14 protein-coding genes are annotated in these 17,189 nt (G+C 72.4%); 7 read left to right on the top strand and 7 right to left on the bottom strand.

The features are described from left to right. The first annotated feature begins 16 nt into the window (after positions 1–16). The 3 genes from AA23TX_RS40585 (at position 17) to AA23TX_RS40575 (ending at position 4,256) form a co-directional block, all read left to right on the top strand. Entirely contained in the window at positions 17–754 is a 738-nt protein-coding gene (locus AA23TX_RS40585) for a hypothetical protein (protein ID WP_155548258.1), read from the top strand. Next, a complete protein-coding gene (gene ptsP / locus AA23TX_RS40580; RefSeq protein WP_155548257.1) occupies positions 747–2,414 on the top strand; it encodes a phosphoenolpyruvate--protein phosphotransferase in 1,668 nt (555 codons plus the stop codon). The genes AA23TX_RS40585 and ptsP overlap by 8 nt, the downstream gene beginning before the upstream one ends. A gap of 441 nt (positions 2,415–2,855) precedes the next feature. Next, a complete protein-coding gene (locus tag AA23TX_RS40575) occupies positions 2,856–4,256 on the top strand; it encodes an MFS transporter (RefSeq protein ID WP_155548256.1) in 1,401 nt (466 codons plus the stop codon). Between the two features lie 75 nt (positions 4,257–4,331). Here the strand turns inward: AA23TX_RS40575 and AA23TX_RS40570 are convergent, their stop codons facing one another. Continuing rightward, complete coding sequence (locus AA23TX_RS40570) at positions 4,332–5,000, bottom strand: DUF1707 SHOCT-like domain-containing protein (RefSeq protein ID WP_196425809.1); 669 nt, start codon at positions 4,998–5,000, stop codon at positions 4,332–4,334. Positions 5,001–5,078: 78 nt separating this feature from the next. On the opposite strand from AA23TX_RS40570, the gene AA23TX_RS40565 reads away from it, so the two are divergent. Further along, complete coding sequence (locus AA23TX_RS40565) at positions 5,079–6,131, top strand: hypothetical protein (RefSeq protein WP_155548255.1); 1,053 nt, start codon at positions 5,079–5,081, stop codon at positions 6,129–6,131. A gap of 3 nt (positions 6,132–6,134) precedes the next feature. On the opposite strand, the gene AA23TX_RS40560 is transcribed toward AA23TX_RS40565, so the two are convergent. From AA23TX_RS40560 to AA23TX_RS40550, 3 genes are read right to left on the bottom strand one after another with little or no spacing between them, the layout of a single operon-like run. Continuing rightward, positions 6,135–6,803, bottom strand: a complete 669-nt coding sequence (locus AA23TX_RS40560) for a response regulator (protein ID WP_155548254.1) — start codon at positions 6,801–6,803, stop codon at positions 6,135–6,137. Next, positions 6,800–7,936 carry a MacS family sensor histidine kinase gene (gene macS, locus AA23TX_RS40555; RefSeq protein WP_155548253.1) on the bottom strand — a complete coding sequence of 379 codons (1,137 nt, stop codon included), beginning with the start codon at positions 7,934–7,936 and terminating at the stop codon, positions 6,800–6,802. The genes AA23TX_RS40560 and macS overlap by 4 nt, the downstream gene beginning before the upstream one ends. Beyond that, positions 7,933–9,171, bottom strand: coding sequence for an AI-2E family transporter (locus AA23TX_RS40550; protein WP_155548252.1), 1,239 nt, complete (start codon positions 9,169–9,171; stop codon positions 7,933–7,935). The genes macS and AA23TX_RS40550 overlap by 4 nt, the downstream gene beginning before the upstream one ends. Positions 9,172–9,406: 235 nt before the next feature. Here AA23TX_RS40550 and AA23TX_RS40545 point away from each other — a divergent pair, with 235 nt between their 5' ends. Next, entirely contained in the window at positions 9,407–10,315 is a 909-nt protein-coding gene (locus AA23TX_RS40545) for a hypothetical protein (RefSeq protein WP_155548251.1), read from the top strand. A 209-nt stretch (positions 10,316–10,524) separates the two neighbouring features. Continuing rightward, positions 10,525–13,683 (top strand): beta strand repeat-containing protein, encoded by a 3,159-nt coding sequence (locus AA23TX_RS40540; RefSeq protein ID WP_230863033.1) that lies wholly within the window; start codon positions 10,525–10,527, stop codon positions 13,681–13,683. A gap of 184 nt (positions 13,684–13,867) precedes the next feature. Here AA23TX_RS40540 and AA23TX_RS40535 read toward each other — a convergent pair whose 3' ends face one another. Both AA23TX_RS40535 and AA23TX_RS40530 read right to left on the bottom strand, forming a co-directional pair. Beyond that, positions 13,868–14,638, bottom strand: a complete 771-nt coding sequence (locus AA23TX_RS40535) for a dioxygenase family protein (protein WP_155548250.1) — start codon at positions 14,636–14,638, stop codon at positions 13,868–13,870. 68 nt (positions 14,639–14,706) lie between these two features. Next, complete coding sequence (locus AA23TX_RS40530) at positions 14,707–15,099, bottom strand: MarR family winged helix-turn-helix transcriptional regulator (RefSeq protein WP_155548249.1); 393 nt, start codon at positions 15,097–15,099, stop codon at positions 14,707–14,709. 68 nt (positions 15,100–15,167) lie between these two features. On the opposite strand from AA23TX_RS40530, the gene AA23TX_RS40525 reads away from it, so the two are divergent. Then, entirely contained in the window at positions 15,168–15,620 is a 453-nt protein-coding gene (locus tag AA23TX_RS40525) for a MarR family winged helix-turn-helix transcriptional regulator (RefSeq protein ID WP_155548248.1), read from the top strand. On the opposite strand, the gene dnaB is transcribed toward AA23TX_RS40525, so the two are convergent. Further along, positions 15,617–17,023: a replicative DNA helicase gene (gene dnaB / locus AA23TX_RS40520; RefSeq protein ID WP_155549388.1), complete on the bottom strand. Its 1,407-nt coding sequence runs from the start codon at positions 17,021–17,023 to the stop codon at positions 15,617–15,619. The genes AA23TX_RS40525 and dnaB overlap by 4 nt on opposite strands. Positions 17,024–17,189: the final 166 nt, after the last annotated feature.

The raw sequence follows: 17,189 nt of genomic DNA, 5'->3' as shown, positions 1-17,189 counted from the left end.
CCGTGTTGTAGCGCACATGGGCGATTCGTTCGGCTCGGCCTGGTGGCGCGGCTACGCCGCTCAGCTGAAGGCGATCGCGGAAGCGCGCCGCCCCGACCACCTCGCGATCATGCCGCTCGGGGAAACGCTGAAGGCGCTCGGCAAGCAGACCGAGGTCGACGAGGGCGTCTACGACGTCCCGCTGGCGGGCATCGTCGGTACGGTCGCCCGCGCCGGCGACTTCGACCGAGAGTTCCGGCCGCGCAACCGGGCGCTGCGCGACCGCTGGGACCGCCTGACGCGCACTTCCGCCGACCTCCCGCCGGTACGGCTCGTGCGGCTGTCCGAAATGTTCTTCGTCGACGACGGTCACCACCGCGTCGCCATCGCCCGCGCCCGCGGCGCCACGACCATCCGCGCGCGGGTCCGCTGGATCAGCACGGTCGCCTGCGCGCTGCGCTGCCTGACGCTCGCCGACCTGCCGTCGAAGACCGCCGAGCGGATGTTCCTCGAGCGCGTCCCGCTGCCGGACGACGTCCGCCTCGGGCTGTGGCTCGACGACCCGGCCGACTGGTTCCGGCTCGCCGACTCGGCCGAGGCCTGGGGTTTCCGCCGTATGCTGGCCGGACGGCCGGTGCGCAGCCGCGGCGAGCTGGCCGAAGCCTGGTGGCACGAGGAGGTCCGGCCGGTGCTCGAACAGGTCCGTGAGCGAGGCTTGTGCCCGCCACCACGAGATATCCAGACCTACTTGAGCTATGGTCTAGACCATGTCTGAGCTTGGTGCCGCCTCCGCGGAAAAGCGCCCGTCGGCGGAGTCTCTGTCCGGGGTTGCCGTCAGCCCGGGCCGCGCGAGTGGTCCCGTCGTCCGGGTCGCCGAGCCGCTCGGCGAGCCCGCCGCCACCCCCGCCCCGGCCGACCCCGCCGCCGAAGCCGCCCGGATCACGCCGGCGGCCGCGATCGTCGCCGGCCGGCTCGAGAAGCAGGCCGAGACCGCCACCGGCGAGGCCGCGACGATCCTCATCACCACCGCCGCCATGGCGGCCGATCCGGCGCTCGCGGCCCAGGCCGAACAGCTGGTCAAGACGCAGGGTCTGCCCGCCGCGCGAGCCGTCCACCAAGCTGCCGAAGGCTTCGCCGAAGCGCTGGCCGCCGCGGGCGGGTACATGGCCGAGCGCGTCCGCGACGTGCGCGACGTGCGCGACCGCCTGGTCGCCGAGCTGCTCGGCATCGCGCCGCCGGGGGTGCCGGAGCTGGCGTCGCCGAGCGTGCTGGTCGCGCGCGACCTCGCCCCGGCCGACACGGCGGGCCTGGACCCGGCGAAGGTGCTCGCCCTCGTCACCGAAGAAGGCGGCCCGACCAGTCACACCGCGATCCTCGCGCGGGCGTTGGGCATCCCGGCCGTCGTCGCTGTGCGCGGCCTGCTGAGCTTGGACGCGCAAGCGCTTGCGGTCGACGGCGACGCGGGCACCGTCGAGGTCGCGGACCCGTCCGCGCCGGTCGTGACGGCGACGAAGGCGCAGCTGGCCGAGTGGAACGGCACGGGCGCGACGTCCGACGGCCACCGCGTGAAGGTCTACGGCAACGTCGGCTCCCCGACCGACGCGCAGGCCGCGGCCGACGCGGGCGCGGAAGGCGTCGGCCTGTTCCGCACCGAGTTCTGCTACCTGGACGCCTCGGACGAACCGTCGGTGGCCGAGCAGCGCGCGGCGTACACGGCGGTGCTTTCGCCGTTCCGCGGCAAGCCGGTGATCGTGCGGACCCTGGACGCGGGCGCCGACAAACCGCTGGCGTTCCTCTCCCCGGAAGCCGAGCCGAACCCGGCGCTCGGCGTCCGCGGGCTGCGCGTGGCGTTCGACCGTCCCGAGGTGCTGGACCGCCAGCTCGAGGCGATCGCCGGCGCGGCGGAGGACTCCGGCGCCGAGGTCTCGGTGATGGCCCCCATGGTCGCGACGGTCGAGGAAGCCGCCTGGTTCGCCGAGCGCGTCCGCGCGGCGGGCATCGCCCGGGCGGGCGTGATGATCGAGATCCCGGCGGCGGCGCTGAGCGCCCGCGAGATCCTCGAAGCGGTCGACTTCGTATCGGTGGGCACGAACGACCTGGCGCAGTACACGTTCGCGGCGGACCGCCAGCTGGGTGCGGTGGCGCAGCTCAACGACCCGTGGCAGCCGGGCCTGTTGCGCCTGCTGAAGCTGATCGGCGACGCGGCGAAGGCCACGGGCAAGCCGGCCGGCGTGTGCGGCGAAGCGGCGGCGGACCCGAGGCTGGCGCTGGTCCTGGCGGGCCTGGGCCTGACGAGCCTGTCGATGAACGCCCCGGCGATCCGCACGGTGGGCGCAAGCCTGGCGACGGCAACCCTCGCGGACTGCGAGCGCCTGGCGGAGGCGGCACTGGCGACATCGAACCCGGCGGACGCGCGAGCAGCGGCTCGCCCCTGACCGCGGCGGGCACCAGCGAGACGCTTCGAAGCACCGGCCGTTCCGGCGGCGAACGTACGGGGAGCAGAAGCTGTTCGGCGGAGGCCACCAGCCGGGCGGCGGCTGATCACCTCGGGCGGGCCGCGTGTGGAAGCCGAAGTCGTCCGACACCTCACGGTCTCCCCGCGAGCGCCGGATTTCGGCTCGATCCGCCGCCTCCAGGGGCGCCCCCCCACTTTCAGTCTATCGGCCATCACCGACAGTGGTGATCTGTGCGAACCTGAATCCGCGGAGTTGTCCCCGACGCACGAGGGGTGTGGACAACCTGACGCAACACCGTGAAGGCCGCCTCACAAGGGCGGCCTTCACGGCTTCCCGAACAAAATCGAAGCGACCTGTCGATTCCGGCCGCCCCCGCTCGACGAAGTGGTGAGAGCACCACTGAGCCGAGAGGAAGCAGCCATGACCATCACCGCTGGAGCGCCGGTCGAAGCGCCGGTCGAGACGGCGAGGGCCGGGCGCCGGGAGTGGGTCGGGCTGGCCGTGCTGGCCCTGCCGACCCTGCTCGTCTCGCTCGATGTCTTCGTCCTCGTCCTCGCGCTGCCGAAGCTCGCCGCCGGTTTGCACGCCGATGGCACCCAGCAGCTGTGGATCATGGACACCTACGGCTTCATGGTCGCCGGGTTCATGGTCACCATGGGGACCCTCGGCGACCGGATCGGGCGGCGGAAGCTGCTGCTCATCGGGGCCGCCGCCTTCGGGATCGCCTCCGTCGCCGCGGCCTTCTCGACCACCGCCGGCATGCTCATCGCCGCGCGGGCCGTGCTCGGGATCGCCGGGGCGACGCTCGCTCCGTCGACCCTCTCCCTCATCGGGACGCTCTTCAAGAACCCGCAGCAACGCGCCCAGGCCATCGGGATCTGGGCCGGCTGCTTCACCGTCGGCGCCATCATCGGCCCGATGGTCGGCGGCTTCCTGCTCGAGCACTTCTGGTGGGGCTCGGTCTTCCTCCTCGGCGTTCCCGCCATGGTCCTCTTGCTCGTCATCGGCCCGAAGCTGCTGCCCGAATACCGCGACGAGCAGGCCGGCCGCCTCGACCTGCCCAGCGTCGGCCTCTCGCTCGCCGCCATCCTGCCCGCCGTCTACGGCGTCAAGGAGCTGGCTCGCGACGGCGTCCACCCGCTTCCAGCCGTCTCCCTCATCACCGGCCTGGCCGTCGGGTACGTCTTCTACAAGCGGCAACGCGCCCTGAAGGACCCGCTGGTCGACTTCAGCCTCTTCGCCGCGAAGGCCTTCCGCACCACGCTCGGCGGGATGCTCCTGTTCAGCATGCTCGGCGGCACCACGATGCTGTTCACGGCGCAGTTCCTGCAGGTCGCGCAGCACCTCTCGCCGGTCGGGGCCGCGCTGGGGCTGCTGCCCGGGATGGCCGCCTCCACCGTCAGCTTCCTCGCCGCGCCCCACCTCGCGCGCCGGGTGAAGGCGAACGTCCTGATCGCCGGCGGCGTTGCCCTCGCCGCGGCCGGCATGGCGATCCTCGCCGTCGTCGACCCCGCGGCCGGGGCGGGGTGGCCCGCGCTCGGGTTCGCCGTGACGTCGCTGGGGGTCGGGCCGATGGTCGCGCTCGGCACCGATCTGGTCGTCGGCTCCGTTCCGCAGCGCAAGGCCGGGGCCGCCGCGTCGCTCGCCCAGACCGTCAACGAGTTCGGCTACGCCCTCGGCATCGCGACCGTCGGGACCCTGGGCAACGCCGTCGCCGGTGCGCACGGCCTGCCCAGCGGGCTGCACGTCGTCGCCGGGCTCGCCGCCGTCGCGTTCGCCGTGCTCGTCGGCTTCGTCGCGAGGAACCTCCGGGCCGCCTGACGGACGACGAAGGCCTCCCCACCCGATGCCTGGGTGGGGAGGCCTTCTTTGTCGCCGGGGGCAGAGGGACCCCGGCTAGCCGAACAACCCGCGCCGCGGGTGCCGGATGACCAGCGAGCCGCCGTGGACCCGGCCGCTCAGCACGAAGCGCGGGTTCCCCATGTGCCCGTTGCTGCGCGTCTTGTCCTCCAGCGAGCCGAACTTGACGTCGGTGATCGAGTTGACGTCGACCGCCGCGTGCTCCGGGATGATCACCTCGACCGAGCCCCACTTGGCGTCCAGCTCGATGTGCACCACCGGCGACTGCACCTGGGCCTCGGTGAAGTCGAGCTTCGTCGACCCGTACTTGTTGCGCACGACCATCTCGGGCGGCACCACCCACGGCCCGCTGCGGACCAGCGACGAGTACTTCGCGTTGAGTTCGAAGCGCCGTCCGGGCGTGTAGCTGCCGCCGTAGCCGACCGGCGGCGCCGCGTACGACGGCGCGGCGGCGGCCGCGGCCGCCGGGTGGTAGAGCCCGGCGAGGTCCGCCAGCACCGCGTTCAGCTCGCCGCGGGTCCGCGACGCCAGTGCGCGGTCGGTGCGCTCGGTGAACTCGTCGAGGTCGATCATCCCGCGGCCGATCGCCTTCTGCAGGACCCCGACGACGTGCTCGCGCTCGTCGTCGGACACCCGAAGATCGCGCTCGCCCAACGGCTTGGTTTCGGTCACCGGTTCCGCCGCCGTGGTCTCTTCCTCGCCCATGCCCACGATGGTAGAACCGGATTTCACCAGGGAGATCGGGGGAAAACCCTGAACGGACCCGGATTCCGCGGCGCCGCCGTGTGCGCGGCGCTGGTTCTGCTGTCCGGGTGCACCGGCGAAACACCGCCGCCGCCCCCGGGCCCGAGCGCCACGAGCGCTCCGCCGACCACGCCGTCCGCCCTCCCGGAGGGCCTCACCGGCGTGCCGGCGACCGGCGGCATCGGCATCACCGCCGTCCTCCCGACCACCGGCCCGACCCTCTTCGACGCCGACCGCGGACCCGTCGCCACGCCGCCCGGCTACCCCGGCGGCGACCTGGGGATCAGCGTCGTCCGGGTCGGGAAGTCCGCCGTCCTGACCGCCTATCCGGCCGGGACCGGCAGCGACGACCCCTTCGAGGTCTTCGTCTACACCGGGCCCGCGAGCCCGCCGCGATCCCTCGGCCGTGCCTGGTCGGTGGCCCCGGCCGTCGACGGCGGGAGCGTGTGGGTCATCCGGCCGGACGCCCCCGACGCCTGCCGGCTGCAGCACGTCTCCCTCTCCGGCGACGAGCTCGGCCACGGCCAGTCCGCCAGCTGCCACACCCAGGTACGGGCCGGGACCTCGCACGGCCTGCTGATCACCATCAACTCCGGCGCCGCCGAGTCGACCGACGCCCTGATCGACCCGGAGAGCGGCCGCACGGTCCAGCAGGCGCCGCGCATCCTCGGCGTCGCCGGTGACCGGATGCTCCTCGACGGCCTGACCGAGCTCACCCTCGTCGACCTGCGGGACAACCGCCACCAGCAGCTCAGCCGGCCGGTCATCGCGAGGACGCCCACCGTCGTGCCCTCGCGGGACGGCAGCGTCTGGGCCGTCGACTTCGCCAACCCCGCCTACCGCGGCACCAGCACGCAGACCCGGGACCTCTGGCTGCTGCGCCCGGACGCGCTGAGCTGGGAACACGTCGCCGCGATGCCGTTCATCACCGAGCACCTCAAGCGCGGCGGCGGCTTCGACTGGTCCGACGCCGGTGACCTCGTGCTGGCCGACGGCGTCCTCGCCGCCTGGCACCCGGGCGAACCGCGGTGGCGGCTGGGCAAGGCGGCGCTGCCGGCGAGCGTCTGGTCGGGCTTCGCCGTGCTGCCGTAGCGGCTACTCCTCGTCGAGGCCGTGCTCGATCGCGTACCGGGCCAGCTCGACGCGGTTGTGCAGCTGCAGCTTCCGCAGCGTCGACTGCACGTGGTTCTCGACCGTGCGGTGCGACAGCACGAGCCGCTCGGCGATCTGCCGCGCGGTCAGCCCCTTCGCGACCAGGCGCAGGACGTCCGTTTCGCGCTCGGTCAGCCGGGGCGGCTCGGCGCCCGCGGTGTCCTCGATCGACGCGTCGGCCATCCGCCGGTACTCGCCGAGCACCAGCCCGGCCAGGCCCGCGGTGAACACGGGGTCGCCGGCCGCGGTCCGGCGCACCGCGTCCACCAGCTCCGCCGCGGACGCCGACTTGACCAGGTAGCCGGACGCGCCGGCCTTCACCGCCTCGAGGACGTCCTTGTGCTCGCCGCTCGCGGACAGCACCAGTACCTTCGTCGACGGCAGCGCCGCCGTGATCTCGCGGGTGGCGTCCACGCCGGAGGTCGTGCCGAGGTTGAGGTCCATCAGCACGACGTCCGGCAGCACGGTCTTCGCGATCCGCAGCGCCGCCCCGGCGTCCGGGGCGGTCGCCCGCACGTCGAAGCCGTGCTCGGTCAGGTCGCGGGCCACCCCGTCACGCCAGATCGGGTGGTCGTCGACCACCATCACGGAGATCCGCGGCTCGTCGCTCATCTCGCACCCCTCGTGCTCGGCACCCTGACCTCCCACTCCGTGCCCCGGCCGGGCCCGGTGTCGAGGGTCGCGCTCCCACCGAGGTCGCGCACCCTCCCCCGGATGGATTCCACCACGCCGAGGTGCCCGGCCGCGGCCGCTCGCTCGAGAACGCCGTCCGGAATGCCCGGTCCGTCGTCGCGGACGCTGACCACGACCTCGCCACCGAGGTCTTCCAGAAGCACCCAGGCCCGCGCGTCGGGGCCCGCGTGCTTCTCCACGTTCGAGAGCGCTTCGCGCGTCACGGCGACCAGTTCGTCGGTGACGTGCGCGGGCAGCTCGACGTCGTCCGCCGGGGTCGAGACCTGCACCGACGACGTCGCGAGCAGTTGCAGCGCGGCCCGCAGGCTCGCGGTTTCGCCGTCGTTCGACCTCAGCGGCTCGGTCGTCACCAGCGACCGCAGCGCGATCTCCTGCTCACCGGCCAGCTTCGCCAGCTCGGCCGCTTCCCCGCCGACCTCGTTGCCGCGCTTGCGGACCCGGGCCAGCACCTGCAGCACGCTGTCGTGGATCGACCGGGCCAGCCGTTCCCGCTCGGCCGTCGCCGCTTCCTTCCGCAGCGCCTGCTCCAGCCGTGCCGCGGACCGCCGTCCCATCGTCGCCGCCATGCCGACCAGCAGCCCGGCTGCGGCGAGCAGGACGCCGTCGCGGGCGACGTCGAGGTCGAACTTCTCCCGCGCCAGCCCGGTCGCGACGCCGAGGACCAGCCCGGCCAGCACCCCGCCGCTCGCACCGAAGCGCGCGCCCGCGGCGACGGCCGGCACCGCCGCCCACACCGTCGTGATGAGCGGGACGTTCAACGCGAACTGCGCGTCGCTGAGCACCCAGGGCGAGGTCAGCAGCAACGCGGTCGTGAACACGAGGTCGAAGACGACCAGTGCCGGCGGCCGCGTGCGCTCGCGCAGGTAGAAGAAGCTGCTGACCACCGACCACAGGGCCATCACGCCGAGGATCGTCCAGGCGAGCCATTCCCGCTGGTAGTGCCCGCTTTGGACGATCACGGTGCCGCAGGCGAACGCCCAGGTGAGCAGGCGGAACGCCAGCACGCCACGCCACATGGGCGTGATCGGGTCCGGTGACCGCCGGGTGGTCACGACTTGTCGCGCTTCGGCGGCTCGGCCGGTGACGCGGCGGCCTCCTCCTCGCCGACCGTCGCGATCTCGGCCTTCGGGCCCCCGGGTTCGGCGTCGTTCGGCTGCGCGGCCTGGTCCTTCAGGACGTTCACCTCGGCCGGGTCCGGGTTGGTCTCGTGCAGCAGCGACCGGACGCCGGCGTTCAGCACGGCCAGCAGCGGCACGGCCAGCAGCGCGCCGGCGATCCCGCCCGCGACCAGGCCGGCGGTGATGGCCAGGACCACGGCCAGCGGGTGCAGCTTCACGGCTCGCCCGAGCAGCAGCGGCTGCAGGATGTGGCTCTCCAGCTGCATCACGCCGATCACGATGGCCAGCACGATCACGGCGCCGATGAACCCGTTCGTCACCAGGGCGATCAGCACGGCGACACCGCCGGTGATGACGGCGCCGATGATGGGGATGAAGGCGCCGATGAAGACCAGCGTCGCCAGCGGGATCACCAGGGGCACGCCCATGATCCACAGGCCGACGCCGATGCCGACCGCGTCGACGATCGCGACCGCGGCCGTCGCCCGCACGTAGCTGACCAGCGACGCGAACCCGCGGCGCCCGGCGACGTCGACCCGGTTGCGGACCGGGCGGGGCACCGCGCGGACGAGGAACGACCAGATGCCTTCGCCGCCGCTGAGGAAGAAGATCGTGATGAACAGCGTCAGCAGGAAGCCGGTGAGGATCTCGCCGACCGTGCTCGCCGTCGTCAGCGCGGTCGTCGTGATGGACGCCTGGTTGTTCTGGATGAAGCCGATCGCCTGGTTGATGAAGTCCTGGATCTGCTCCTGGCGCAGGTGCGGCGGGCCGTTGAGCAGCCAGTTCTTGATCTGGTCGAGGCTCGCGTTCACCTGCTGCTGCAGCTGCGGCAGACCGGAGGAGAACTGGGTGACGACGAACGTCAGCAGCCCGCCCAGCACGGCCAGCCCGGCGATGAGGACGATCGCGGTCGCCAGCCCGCGCGGGAACTTCACCGCCACCAGCTTCTGCACCGCCGGCGCGAGGAGCGCCGAAACCAGGAGGGCGATGGACAGCGGGATGACGACGACCGAGAGGTAGCCGATCACCCACACCACCGCGTACAGCGCCGCGACCACCACGATGAACCGCCACGCGAGCGCGGCGCTGATGCGCAGCCCGCGGGGGATCAGTCCCGTGATGTCCTCGTGCTCCGGCAGGAACGGGTCTTCGCGTCGCGCGTGGCTCACCGCCACACCGTACTGGCTGGACCGCCCGATTCGGCCGCTTTCCCGCGGCCGCGTCCGGCACCGATCGCTGCCAGGGGTGATCACCCGCCGTCAGACCGGGCTACACAGTGTGTCGTTCACACGATGGGGGCATCAAGTCGCGTCAAAGGTGCGCGGCGCGTCCCGGATTTGGTTAGGTCGCTTCCGCAACGCAATGTTGCCGATCGATCACGAACCCAGCACGAGGAGACGACGAGTGGCGAACACCGCGACGAACGAGGGGCAGGGTGCCAAGCGCGCTCGCCGTCTCGTGTCGCGTGCGCTGCTCGTCCTCGGCGGCGCCGTCGCCGGCACCGCCGCCGCGTGGCTCGTCTCCGGTGCGACCGCCTCCGCGGACACCGTCGACACCGCCCCGATCACCGAGGCCGCCACCGGCAGCCTCGGCGACGTGGACAACGGCGCGTCGAGCGCGGCGACCGATGTCGCCGACTCGAGCTGCCACCAGGACGCCACGGCGTGGAGCGAGCCGTGCGCCCGCACCCTCGGCCACGAGGTGTCCGACCGCGTCGGCGACTCGGTTTCGGACCTCGCCGGCGACGCCGTCGTGAGCCCGGCGAAGCGCACCCTCGGTGCGGTCGAGCACATCGTCCGCCAGCCGCAGGACACCCGCCAGGTCCTCGAGCAGACCTTCACCCCCGAGCCGGCGCACGACGTGCTGCAGCTGCTCGACCCGGCCGCCCACGGTGACCTGGTTCCGCTCCCGGGGCTCGCCCCGGTCGAGCAGGAGCCGGTGACCACGGGTGTCGGCCAGGCCGCGGACACGGTCGCCGTCTCGACCGTCCAGCTCCCCGCCGCGCTGCGAGCCGTGCTCGCGATGCCGACGGGTTTCCAGCACGACGACGTCACCAGTGCCGCGGGCGAGTCCCGCACCGGGCACCGTGATCTGCCGTCGCCGCTGGCCCCGGTGCAGCTTCCGGTTGCGCCGTCCGTCCCCACCGCCCCGGGTGGCAGCACTGCCCCCGGTGGTCACCTCGACGGCCTCAACTTCGGCGTCCCCTTCTGGACGACCGAAGCCGTCGACTCCGCCGTCGCGGCCATGAGCCGCGCCGGCCTGCGCACCGCGATGCGCACCCCGGGCGAGCAGCCCGGCGTCACTCCTGACTGAACACCTCCCTTCACGGGTCGCTGACGCGCCCGGACCCGTCTTCCTCTGACGGCTCCTGCGTCCGCGGATTTCCCGTGACACGGCGGTGCGCTTTGTTGCGCCCGCACGCAGTTCCTTCCCCCCTCGGTGCGGCTCGGACCCCATTTCGAATTCGACGAGCGCACCCCCATAAGCCCGCAAGGGAACCCGAAATAAAGGAGAAAAACCCCATGCAGACGTGGGCAAAGCGCGGACTCCAGACCGCACTTGTCACCGGTGGGTTGCTGATGCTGGGTACCGGCATCGCTTCGGCCGACGAGAACGTCAACCCGGACGCCCCGGCGTCCCCGCTCGACCTGAACGTCACGGCTCCCATCCAGGAAGCCAACAACGCGGTCGGCACCCCCTTCGGCCAGCTGGACCTGCCCGCCGGGCAGACGGAGCTGAGCACCAAGCCGGTCACCAACGCGGCGAACGAAGCGGCTAAGCAGCTCGACGAAGCCAGCCCGATCAGCCAGAGCACCCTCGGCGGTGCCACCAAGGCCGACGGCGCGGGCGCGTTCACCCCGGGGCACAACAACCTCAAGGGCAACAAGGTCACCGGCGACGTCGTCGTCCCGATCCAGATCGTGGACAACGCGGTCGGCGTGATCGGCGACGCGAACGTCCAGGGCGGCGACCACACGCAGACCTGGGACCACAACCAGGACATCGCGACGACGGGCCAGGACTCCAGCCTCGCGGGCAACGCGGTCGCCCTCGACTGGGCCCTCCCCGTGCAGATCGCCGGGAACGGCGGCGGCGTCGCCGGCGGCACCGGCCGCGTGACCGGTGGGTCGGCCAGCCAGAGCACCAACGAGACCGGGAACGTCGACACCAACGGCGACGGCTCCTCGCTCTCCGGCAACGTGGTCGCGGGCCAGCTCGCCACCCCGGTGCAGGTGACCGGCAACGCCGCGTCGTACCTGCTCGGCAACGGCCAGAGCCACGGCTACTCGGCCGACACCGTCGCGACCTCCGGCGGCTCGCTGTTCAGCTCCGGCGACAACAGCGCGGGATCGGGCAACGTGGTCGGCGCGCCGATCGCCCTGCCGGTCAAGTTCAACTGCAACTCGGGCGCCGTGTGGGGCTCGCTGTCGAACTCCGACGGCTGCAACACCTCCGCCGACGCCACGGCCGGGGACACGCGCGAGGGCAGCCTCGGCATCCCGACCTACCTCGAGACGAGCGGCAACGACTCGTTCCTGTCCGGCAACGGCGGGGCGGCCTCGCTGTCCCCGATCGCGAACGTCGCGGGTGTCGCGGGCTCGTGGATCGGCAACGCCTCGGCGGGCATCCCCGAGACCGGCAGCTCCTCCAGCACGGTCGACTCGGGCGGCTTCGTCAAGACCGCCGGTGACAACGCGAGCGGCTCGGGCAACGTCCTGAACCCGTCGGTCGCGCTGCCGGTCGAGGCCTTCGGCATCGGTGGCACCTACATCGGCCAGGCCAACGCCGCGCACGACAACACCACCGACGCCAACGCGGGCAACGGCAGCTACACCAAGGGCAACGACTCCGTCCTCGGCGGCAACATCGTCAACACCCAGACCGCGGGCGCGCCCGAGGTCTTCGGTATCGGCGGCAGCCACATCGGCAACGCGTCCGGCACGGCGACCGAGGACAAGACGGTCACCGCCGGGGCGTACGACGGCACGCAGGGCAACGACTCGTCCGGCTCGGGCAACGTCGTCCAGGTGCCGGTCGGCCTGCCCGCCGAGGTCTTCGGCGTGGGCGGCTCGTTCATCGGCCAGGGCTCCGGCTCGGCCGACGAGACCAAGGTCGTCTCCGGCGGCGGCGGTGGCAGCACCCACGACGACAACGGCTTCCTGAGCTCGAACCTGGGCACCGTGCCGGCTTCGCTGCCGGTGCAGGTCGCCAACATCGGCGGCGCGTTCGTCGGCCAGGGCCACGGCAAGGGCTCGACCGACACGACGTCCAACGCGGGCGGCGACGTCACGGCGAACGGCCCCGCGGGCGCCGGCGCCGGCAACATCATCGAGGCCCCGGTCTCGCTCCCGGTGCTGGCCGCCGGCAGCGGTGCCGCCCTCGCGGGCATCGGCACCGGTGAGAACGACAACATCACCGACTCCTCGGCGGGCGGCGACGCCCTCACCGACGGGCAGGACGGTGCGCTGGCCGGCAACATCGTGAAGGCCCCGATCGCGGGTGCCGCGCAGCTGTTCAGCGACGGTGTCGCGGGTGCGGCCCTGGGCCACGGCCTGGGCACGAGCGACACGATGTCGCAGGCCGGTGGCGACGCCACCACCAACGGTGACCGCGGCAGCGTGGCCGGCAACATCATCGGCGCCGACGCGCTGCCGGTGGCGCAGGTCTTCGGTGACGCCGTCAGCGCGGCGGGTGTCGCCAGCGGCACCGGGATCAACACGACGTCCGTGCAGAACGCGGGCGACGACACCACCTCGGGTGTCGAGGGCGCCATCTCCGGCAACATCCTCGACATCCCGGCCACGGCGATCGCGCAGCTGTTCGGCGACGCGGTGACCGTGGGCGGCGTCGCGCACGCTGTCGGCGACAACTCGCTGACCACGCAGAACGGCGGCGAGCCGGTCACCGAGGGTGACGGATCCAGCCTGTCGGGGTACAACTTCTACCACGACATCGTGGCGCCGGTGCAGATCTTCGGGGTCCCCCTCGAGCTGCTCGGTGTCGCCACCGCGGACGCGACCGACATGACCAGCATCAACGGTGAGGCCACGGACGCGGCCGACACGATCGCGAACCCGGTCGAAGGTTCGGAGCTGGGTGCCGGCGAGCTGCCCTCGCTGACCGGGCTGGCCAGTGGCCTGCCGACGGCGGGGCTGCCCACCGCGGGCCTGCCCGCGCTGCCGACGGCCGTTCCGGCCGAGCGTGCCGACGTGCCGGTGAGCCCGATGGCCGGGCTGCCCCACCTGCCGACCGCGGGTGGCCTGCCGGGCCTGAACGGGCTTTCGGGCCTGGGCGGTTCCCTGGCCGGCGGCGGCGAGCGCGCCGACCTGCCGACCGGTGGCCTGCCGGTGCACATCCCCGCCCTGAGCGGCGGCCTGCTGCCGTCGCTGCCGGCGCTGGGTGGCACCGAGCGTGCGGACCTGCCGACCGGTGGCCTGCCCGTCGCGCTGCCGGCGCTGCCCGCCCTGGGTGGCGGCGTCCCGACCCTGCCGGTCGCCCTCCCGGTGACCCCGGCGCTGCCGGCCGCCCCGGCCGCGCTGCCCGCCGCCCCGGCCCTGCCGGTGAACGCGAAGCTGCCGGTGCTGGACAGCGCGGCCCCGGCCGCGCAGGTTCCGGCGATGTCGGGCCTCGACTCGACCGGCTTCCTCGCGAAGCTGCTGGGTCTGGTCAAGCGCAAGTAGTTCGGTACTGCCGGGCGGGTTCAGCCAGACCCCGTCCGGCCCGCCAACCCCGGCAGGCGCTCCACGCGCCGCGAGGTCTCCTCGCACGGAGTGCCTGACGACCGATGAAGCTCTCCTTCCCTGGAGAGGACGAGCCCCAAGAGCCGAATCCGGCTCTTGGGGCTCGTTCGTGTGTCCGGGAAGGTCAGGAGAACTGCAGCGAGCGCTTCGCCAGGCCGTGCCAGAACCCGTCGATCACCGTGCGGCCGGACTTCTCCTCCGCGGTCGCGCCGAGGGAGACGAACAGCGGCGCGAAGTGCTCGATCCGCGGGTGCGCGAGCGCCGCCGCCGGCGCCTTGTGCCGGAAGTCGAGCAGCGCGTCGACGTCGCCGCCGCGCACCACCTCGTCGCCCCAGTGGTCGAACTCGGCCGACCACGCGGGCGGTGTCCCGTCGGTGGCGCGGGCCATGCCGCTCAGGTTGTGGGTGAAGAAACCGCTGCCGATGATCAGCACGCCTTCGTCGCGCAGCGGCGCGAGCTTGCGGCCGAGGTCGAACAGCTCCTGCGGGTCGAGCGAAGGCATCGAAACCTGCAGCACCGGGATGTCGGCGTCCGGGTACATCTCGACGAGCGGCACGTAGGCGCCGTGGTCGAGGCCGCGCTCCGGCGCGTCGTGCACCGGCGTCTCCGTCGAGCGGAGCAGCTTCCGCACCTTCGCGGCCAGCTCGGGCGCGCCCGGCGCCGCGTATTTGACCTGGTAGTAGCGGTCCGGGAAGCCCCAGAAGTCGTACACGAGCGGCACGGTCGTCGTGGCCGCGATGGTCAGCGGCGCCTCCTCCCAGTGCGCCGACACGACCAGGATCGCGCGGGGCCGGGGCAGGTCGGCCGACCAGGCGGCGAGCTGGCGGGTCCACGTGGTGTCGTCGGCGAGCGGCGGCGCTCCGTGGCTGAGGTAGAGGACCGGGGTGCGGGTCATCGACGGCTCCAGTGCTTGAAAGTTCAACTACTAGGATACCTGACGCCCGTGCTCCCCGGGATATTCCTTCAGTCGCTCTCGAGGTTCGCCGCGCAACGCTCCAGGGTGCGGACCGTCGTGCGGTAGTCGTCGTCGCTGATCCCGCGGGTCACCGTGGCGCGGAAGGCTTCGACGCGCTCCTCGACCCGGGCGTGGGCTTCGCGGCCCGCCTCGGTGAGTTCGCCGTCTTCGGCGACCCAGCCGCGAGCCCGGAGGTCGGCCACCTTGGCGGCCATCGGGCCGTCGGCGGCGACGAACGGCGCCAGTGCCGCGTCGACCTCCTCCGGCGTGCGGGCGCCGAGGGCGATCGTGTTGAGTACCTGCCAGTGCCGGCGGCTCAGCGACTCGGCGTCGAGGGCCTGGGCCATGGAGGATTCGAGAAGCTCGTGGACGTGGCGAAGCCACCAGCCGAGGGGTTTCATGGGAACTCCGGTGATGTCGAGGAACAATTACATGTAAAAGTACATGCAGTTGGGAGGGTGGAGCAACCATGACGGACGCGGTGGCCGACGTCGAGCGCGCGATGATCGCGATCCGCCGCAGCCAGCAGCGGCGGGCGCTGAGCCGGATCGGCAAGGCCCGCGGCCAGGGCGCACACGACCCGGTGCACGAGCTGCTCGACGTCGTCGAAGAGCTCGCCGAACGCGGCGAGCCCAGCACGGTGACGGCCTTGAGCACGGCGATGGGCGTGGACCAGCCGCGCGCCAGCCGGCTCGTCGCGCGCGCCGTCGAGCAGGGACTCTTGCGCCGCGAAGCCGATCAGCGCGACGGACGGCGTGCGGTGCTCGTGCCGACCGAGGCCGGCCAGGCGCACCTCGGCGAGCTGCACGCCTTCCGGCGCTCGGTGTTCGCCGAGGTCATGGCGGACTGGCCGGACGAGGACCGCGAGAACTTCGGCAGGCTCCTCACGGCGTTCATCCGCGGGTACAGCGCCCTCGGTTAGTCGTGGGAGAGGTCCACGAAGCGGCTGTAGTGCAGCTGGTGGGCCACGACGATCGTGGCGGTCGGGCCGGCACGGTGCTTCGCGATGATCAGGTCCGCCTCGCCCGCGCGCGGGTCGTCGCGCTCCCACGCGTCGGGGCGGTTGACCAGGATGACGAGGTCGGCGTCCTGCTCCAGCGAGCCGGACTCACGCAGGTCGGACAGCATCGGGCGCTTGTCCGTCCGCTGCTCGGGACCACGGTTCAGCTGGCTGATCGCGATCACCGGGACCTCGATCTCCTTGGCCAGCAGCTTCATCTGCCGCGAGAACTCCGAGACTTCCTGCTGCCGCGATTCGACGCGCTTGCCGGACGTCATCAGCTGGAGGTAGTCGAGGACGACGAGCTTCAGGTCGTTGCGCTGCTTCAGCCGGCGCGCCTTCGCCCGGATCTCCATCATCGTCATGTTCGGTGAGTCGTCGACGAACAGCGGTGCCTCGGACACCTCGCTCATCCGGCGGGCCAGCCGCGTCCAGTCGTCGTCGGACATCTTGCCACCGCGCATGTCGGCGAGGCGGATCTTCGCCTCGGCCGACAGCATGCGCATGACGATCTCGGTCCGGCTCATTTCCAGGGAGAAGATGACGCTGGTCAGGCCGTGCCGGATCGACGCGGACCGCGCGAAGTCGAGGCCCAGGGTCGACTTGCCGACACCGGGGCGGGCCGCGACGATGATCATCTGCCCGGGGTGCAGGCCGTTGGTCAGCTCGTCGAAGTCGGTGAACCCGGTCGGGATGCCCTGGGACTGGCCGCCGCGCGAGGCGATCGCGTCGATCTCGTCCATCGTCGGCTGCAGCAGCTCTTCCAGCGCGACGTAGTCCTCGCTGGTCCGGCGCTCGGTGACGTCGTAGATCGCGGCCTGCGCGCGGTCGACCACCTCGTCGATGTTCGCACCGTCCGCCGCGGCCGCGCCGTAGCCGTACTGCACGATCCGGGTGCCCGCCTCGACGAGCCGGCGCAGCACCGCCTTCTCCGCGACGATCTCGGCGTAGAAGCCGGCGTTCGCCGCGGTCGGCACCGTCGCGATCAGCGTGTGCAGGTACGGCGCGCCGCCGATGCGGCCCAGCTCGCCCCGGCGCTCCAGCTCCGCGGAGATGGTGATCGGGTCGGCCGGCTCGCCGCGGCCGTAGAGGTCGAGGATGCAGTCGTAGATCGCCTGGTGCGCCGGGCGGTAGAAGTCGTCGGGGCCGAGCGCCTCGATGACGTCGGCGACCGCGTCCTTGGACAGCAGCATGCCGCCGAGCACGGACTGCTCGGCTGTGATGTCCTGCGGCGGCTGGCGGTCGAAACCGCCGCCGGAGCCGGGGTCGCTCGGACCCGGGTCGGACTCCGCGTACATCGGACCGCGGTCGTCGGTCAGCGCCACCGCTCCGGACACCTCCTCATCGTGTCGAACACTCGTTCGAGTATGCCGGATCTTCGCTCTCGAAGCACGCGGCCAGGTCGGTGCCTGACTGTTCCGGACGTGTCCCCCCGATGATCGGTGAGAACGTCGTCCGGCTCTCGGAGGCACGCCGGGCGCCACCGTGAGT

Origin of the sequence: Amycolatopsis camponoti (genome assembly GCF_902497555.1) — a bacterium.
Taxonomy (GTDB): domain Bacteria; phylum Actinomycetota; class Actinomycetes; order Mycobacteriales; family Pseudonocardiaceae; genus Amycolatopsis; species Amycolatopsis camponoti.
The sequence above is the reverse complement of the archived record's forward strand: the minus strand, read 5'-3'. Positions and strand labels throughout refer to the sequence as shown.

Excerpts from the sequence above, each read along its gene's own strand:
- AA23TX_RS40585 (WP_155548258.1), top strand. The coding sequence starts at position 17 with ATGGGCGATTCGTTCGGCTCGGCCTGGTGGCGCGGCTACGCCGCTCAG.
- ptsP (WP_155548257.1), top strand. The coding sequence starts at position 747 with ATGTCTGAGCTTGGTGCCGCCTCCGCGGAAAAGCGCCCGTCGGCGGAG.
- AA23TX_RS40575 (WP_155548256.1), top strand. The coding sequence starts at position 2,856 with ATGACCATCACCGCTGGAGCGCCGGTCGAAGCGCCGGTCGAGACGGCG.
- AA23TX_RS40570 (WP_196425809.1), bottom strand. The coding sequence starts at position 5,000 with ATGGGCGAGGAAGAGACCACGGCGGCGGAACCGGTGACCGAAACCAAG.
- AA23TX_RS40560 (WP_155548254.1), bottom strand. The coding sequence starts at position 6,803 with ATGAGCGACGAGCCGCGGATCTCCGTGATGGTGGTCGACGACCACCCG.
- AA23TX_RS40540 (WP_230863033.1), top strand. The coding sequence starts at position 10,525 with ATGCAGACGTGGGCAAAGCGCGGACTCCAGACCGCACTTGTCACCGGT.
- AA23TX_RS40535 (WP_155548250.1), bottom strand. The coding sequence starts at position 14,638 with ATGACCCGCACCCCGGTCCTCTACCTCAGCCACGGAGCGCCGCCGCTC.
- AA23TX_RS40530 (WP_155548249.1), bottom strand. The coding sequence starts at position 15,099 with ATGAAACCCCTCGGCTGGTGGCTTCGCCACGTCCACGAGCTTCTCGAA.
- AA23TX_RS40525 (WP_155548248.1), top strand. The coding sequence starts at position 15,168 with ATGACGGACGCGGTGGCCGACGTCGAGCGCGCGATGATCGCGATCCGC.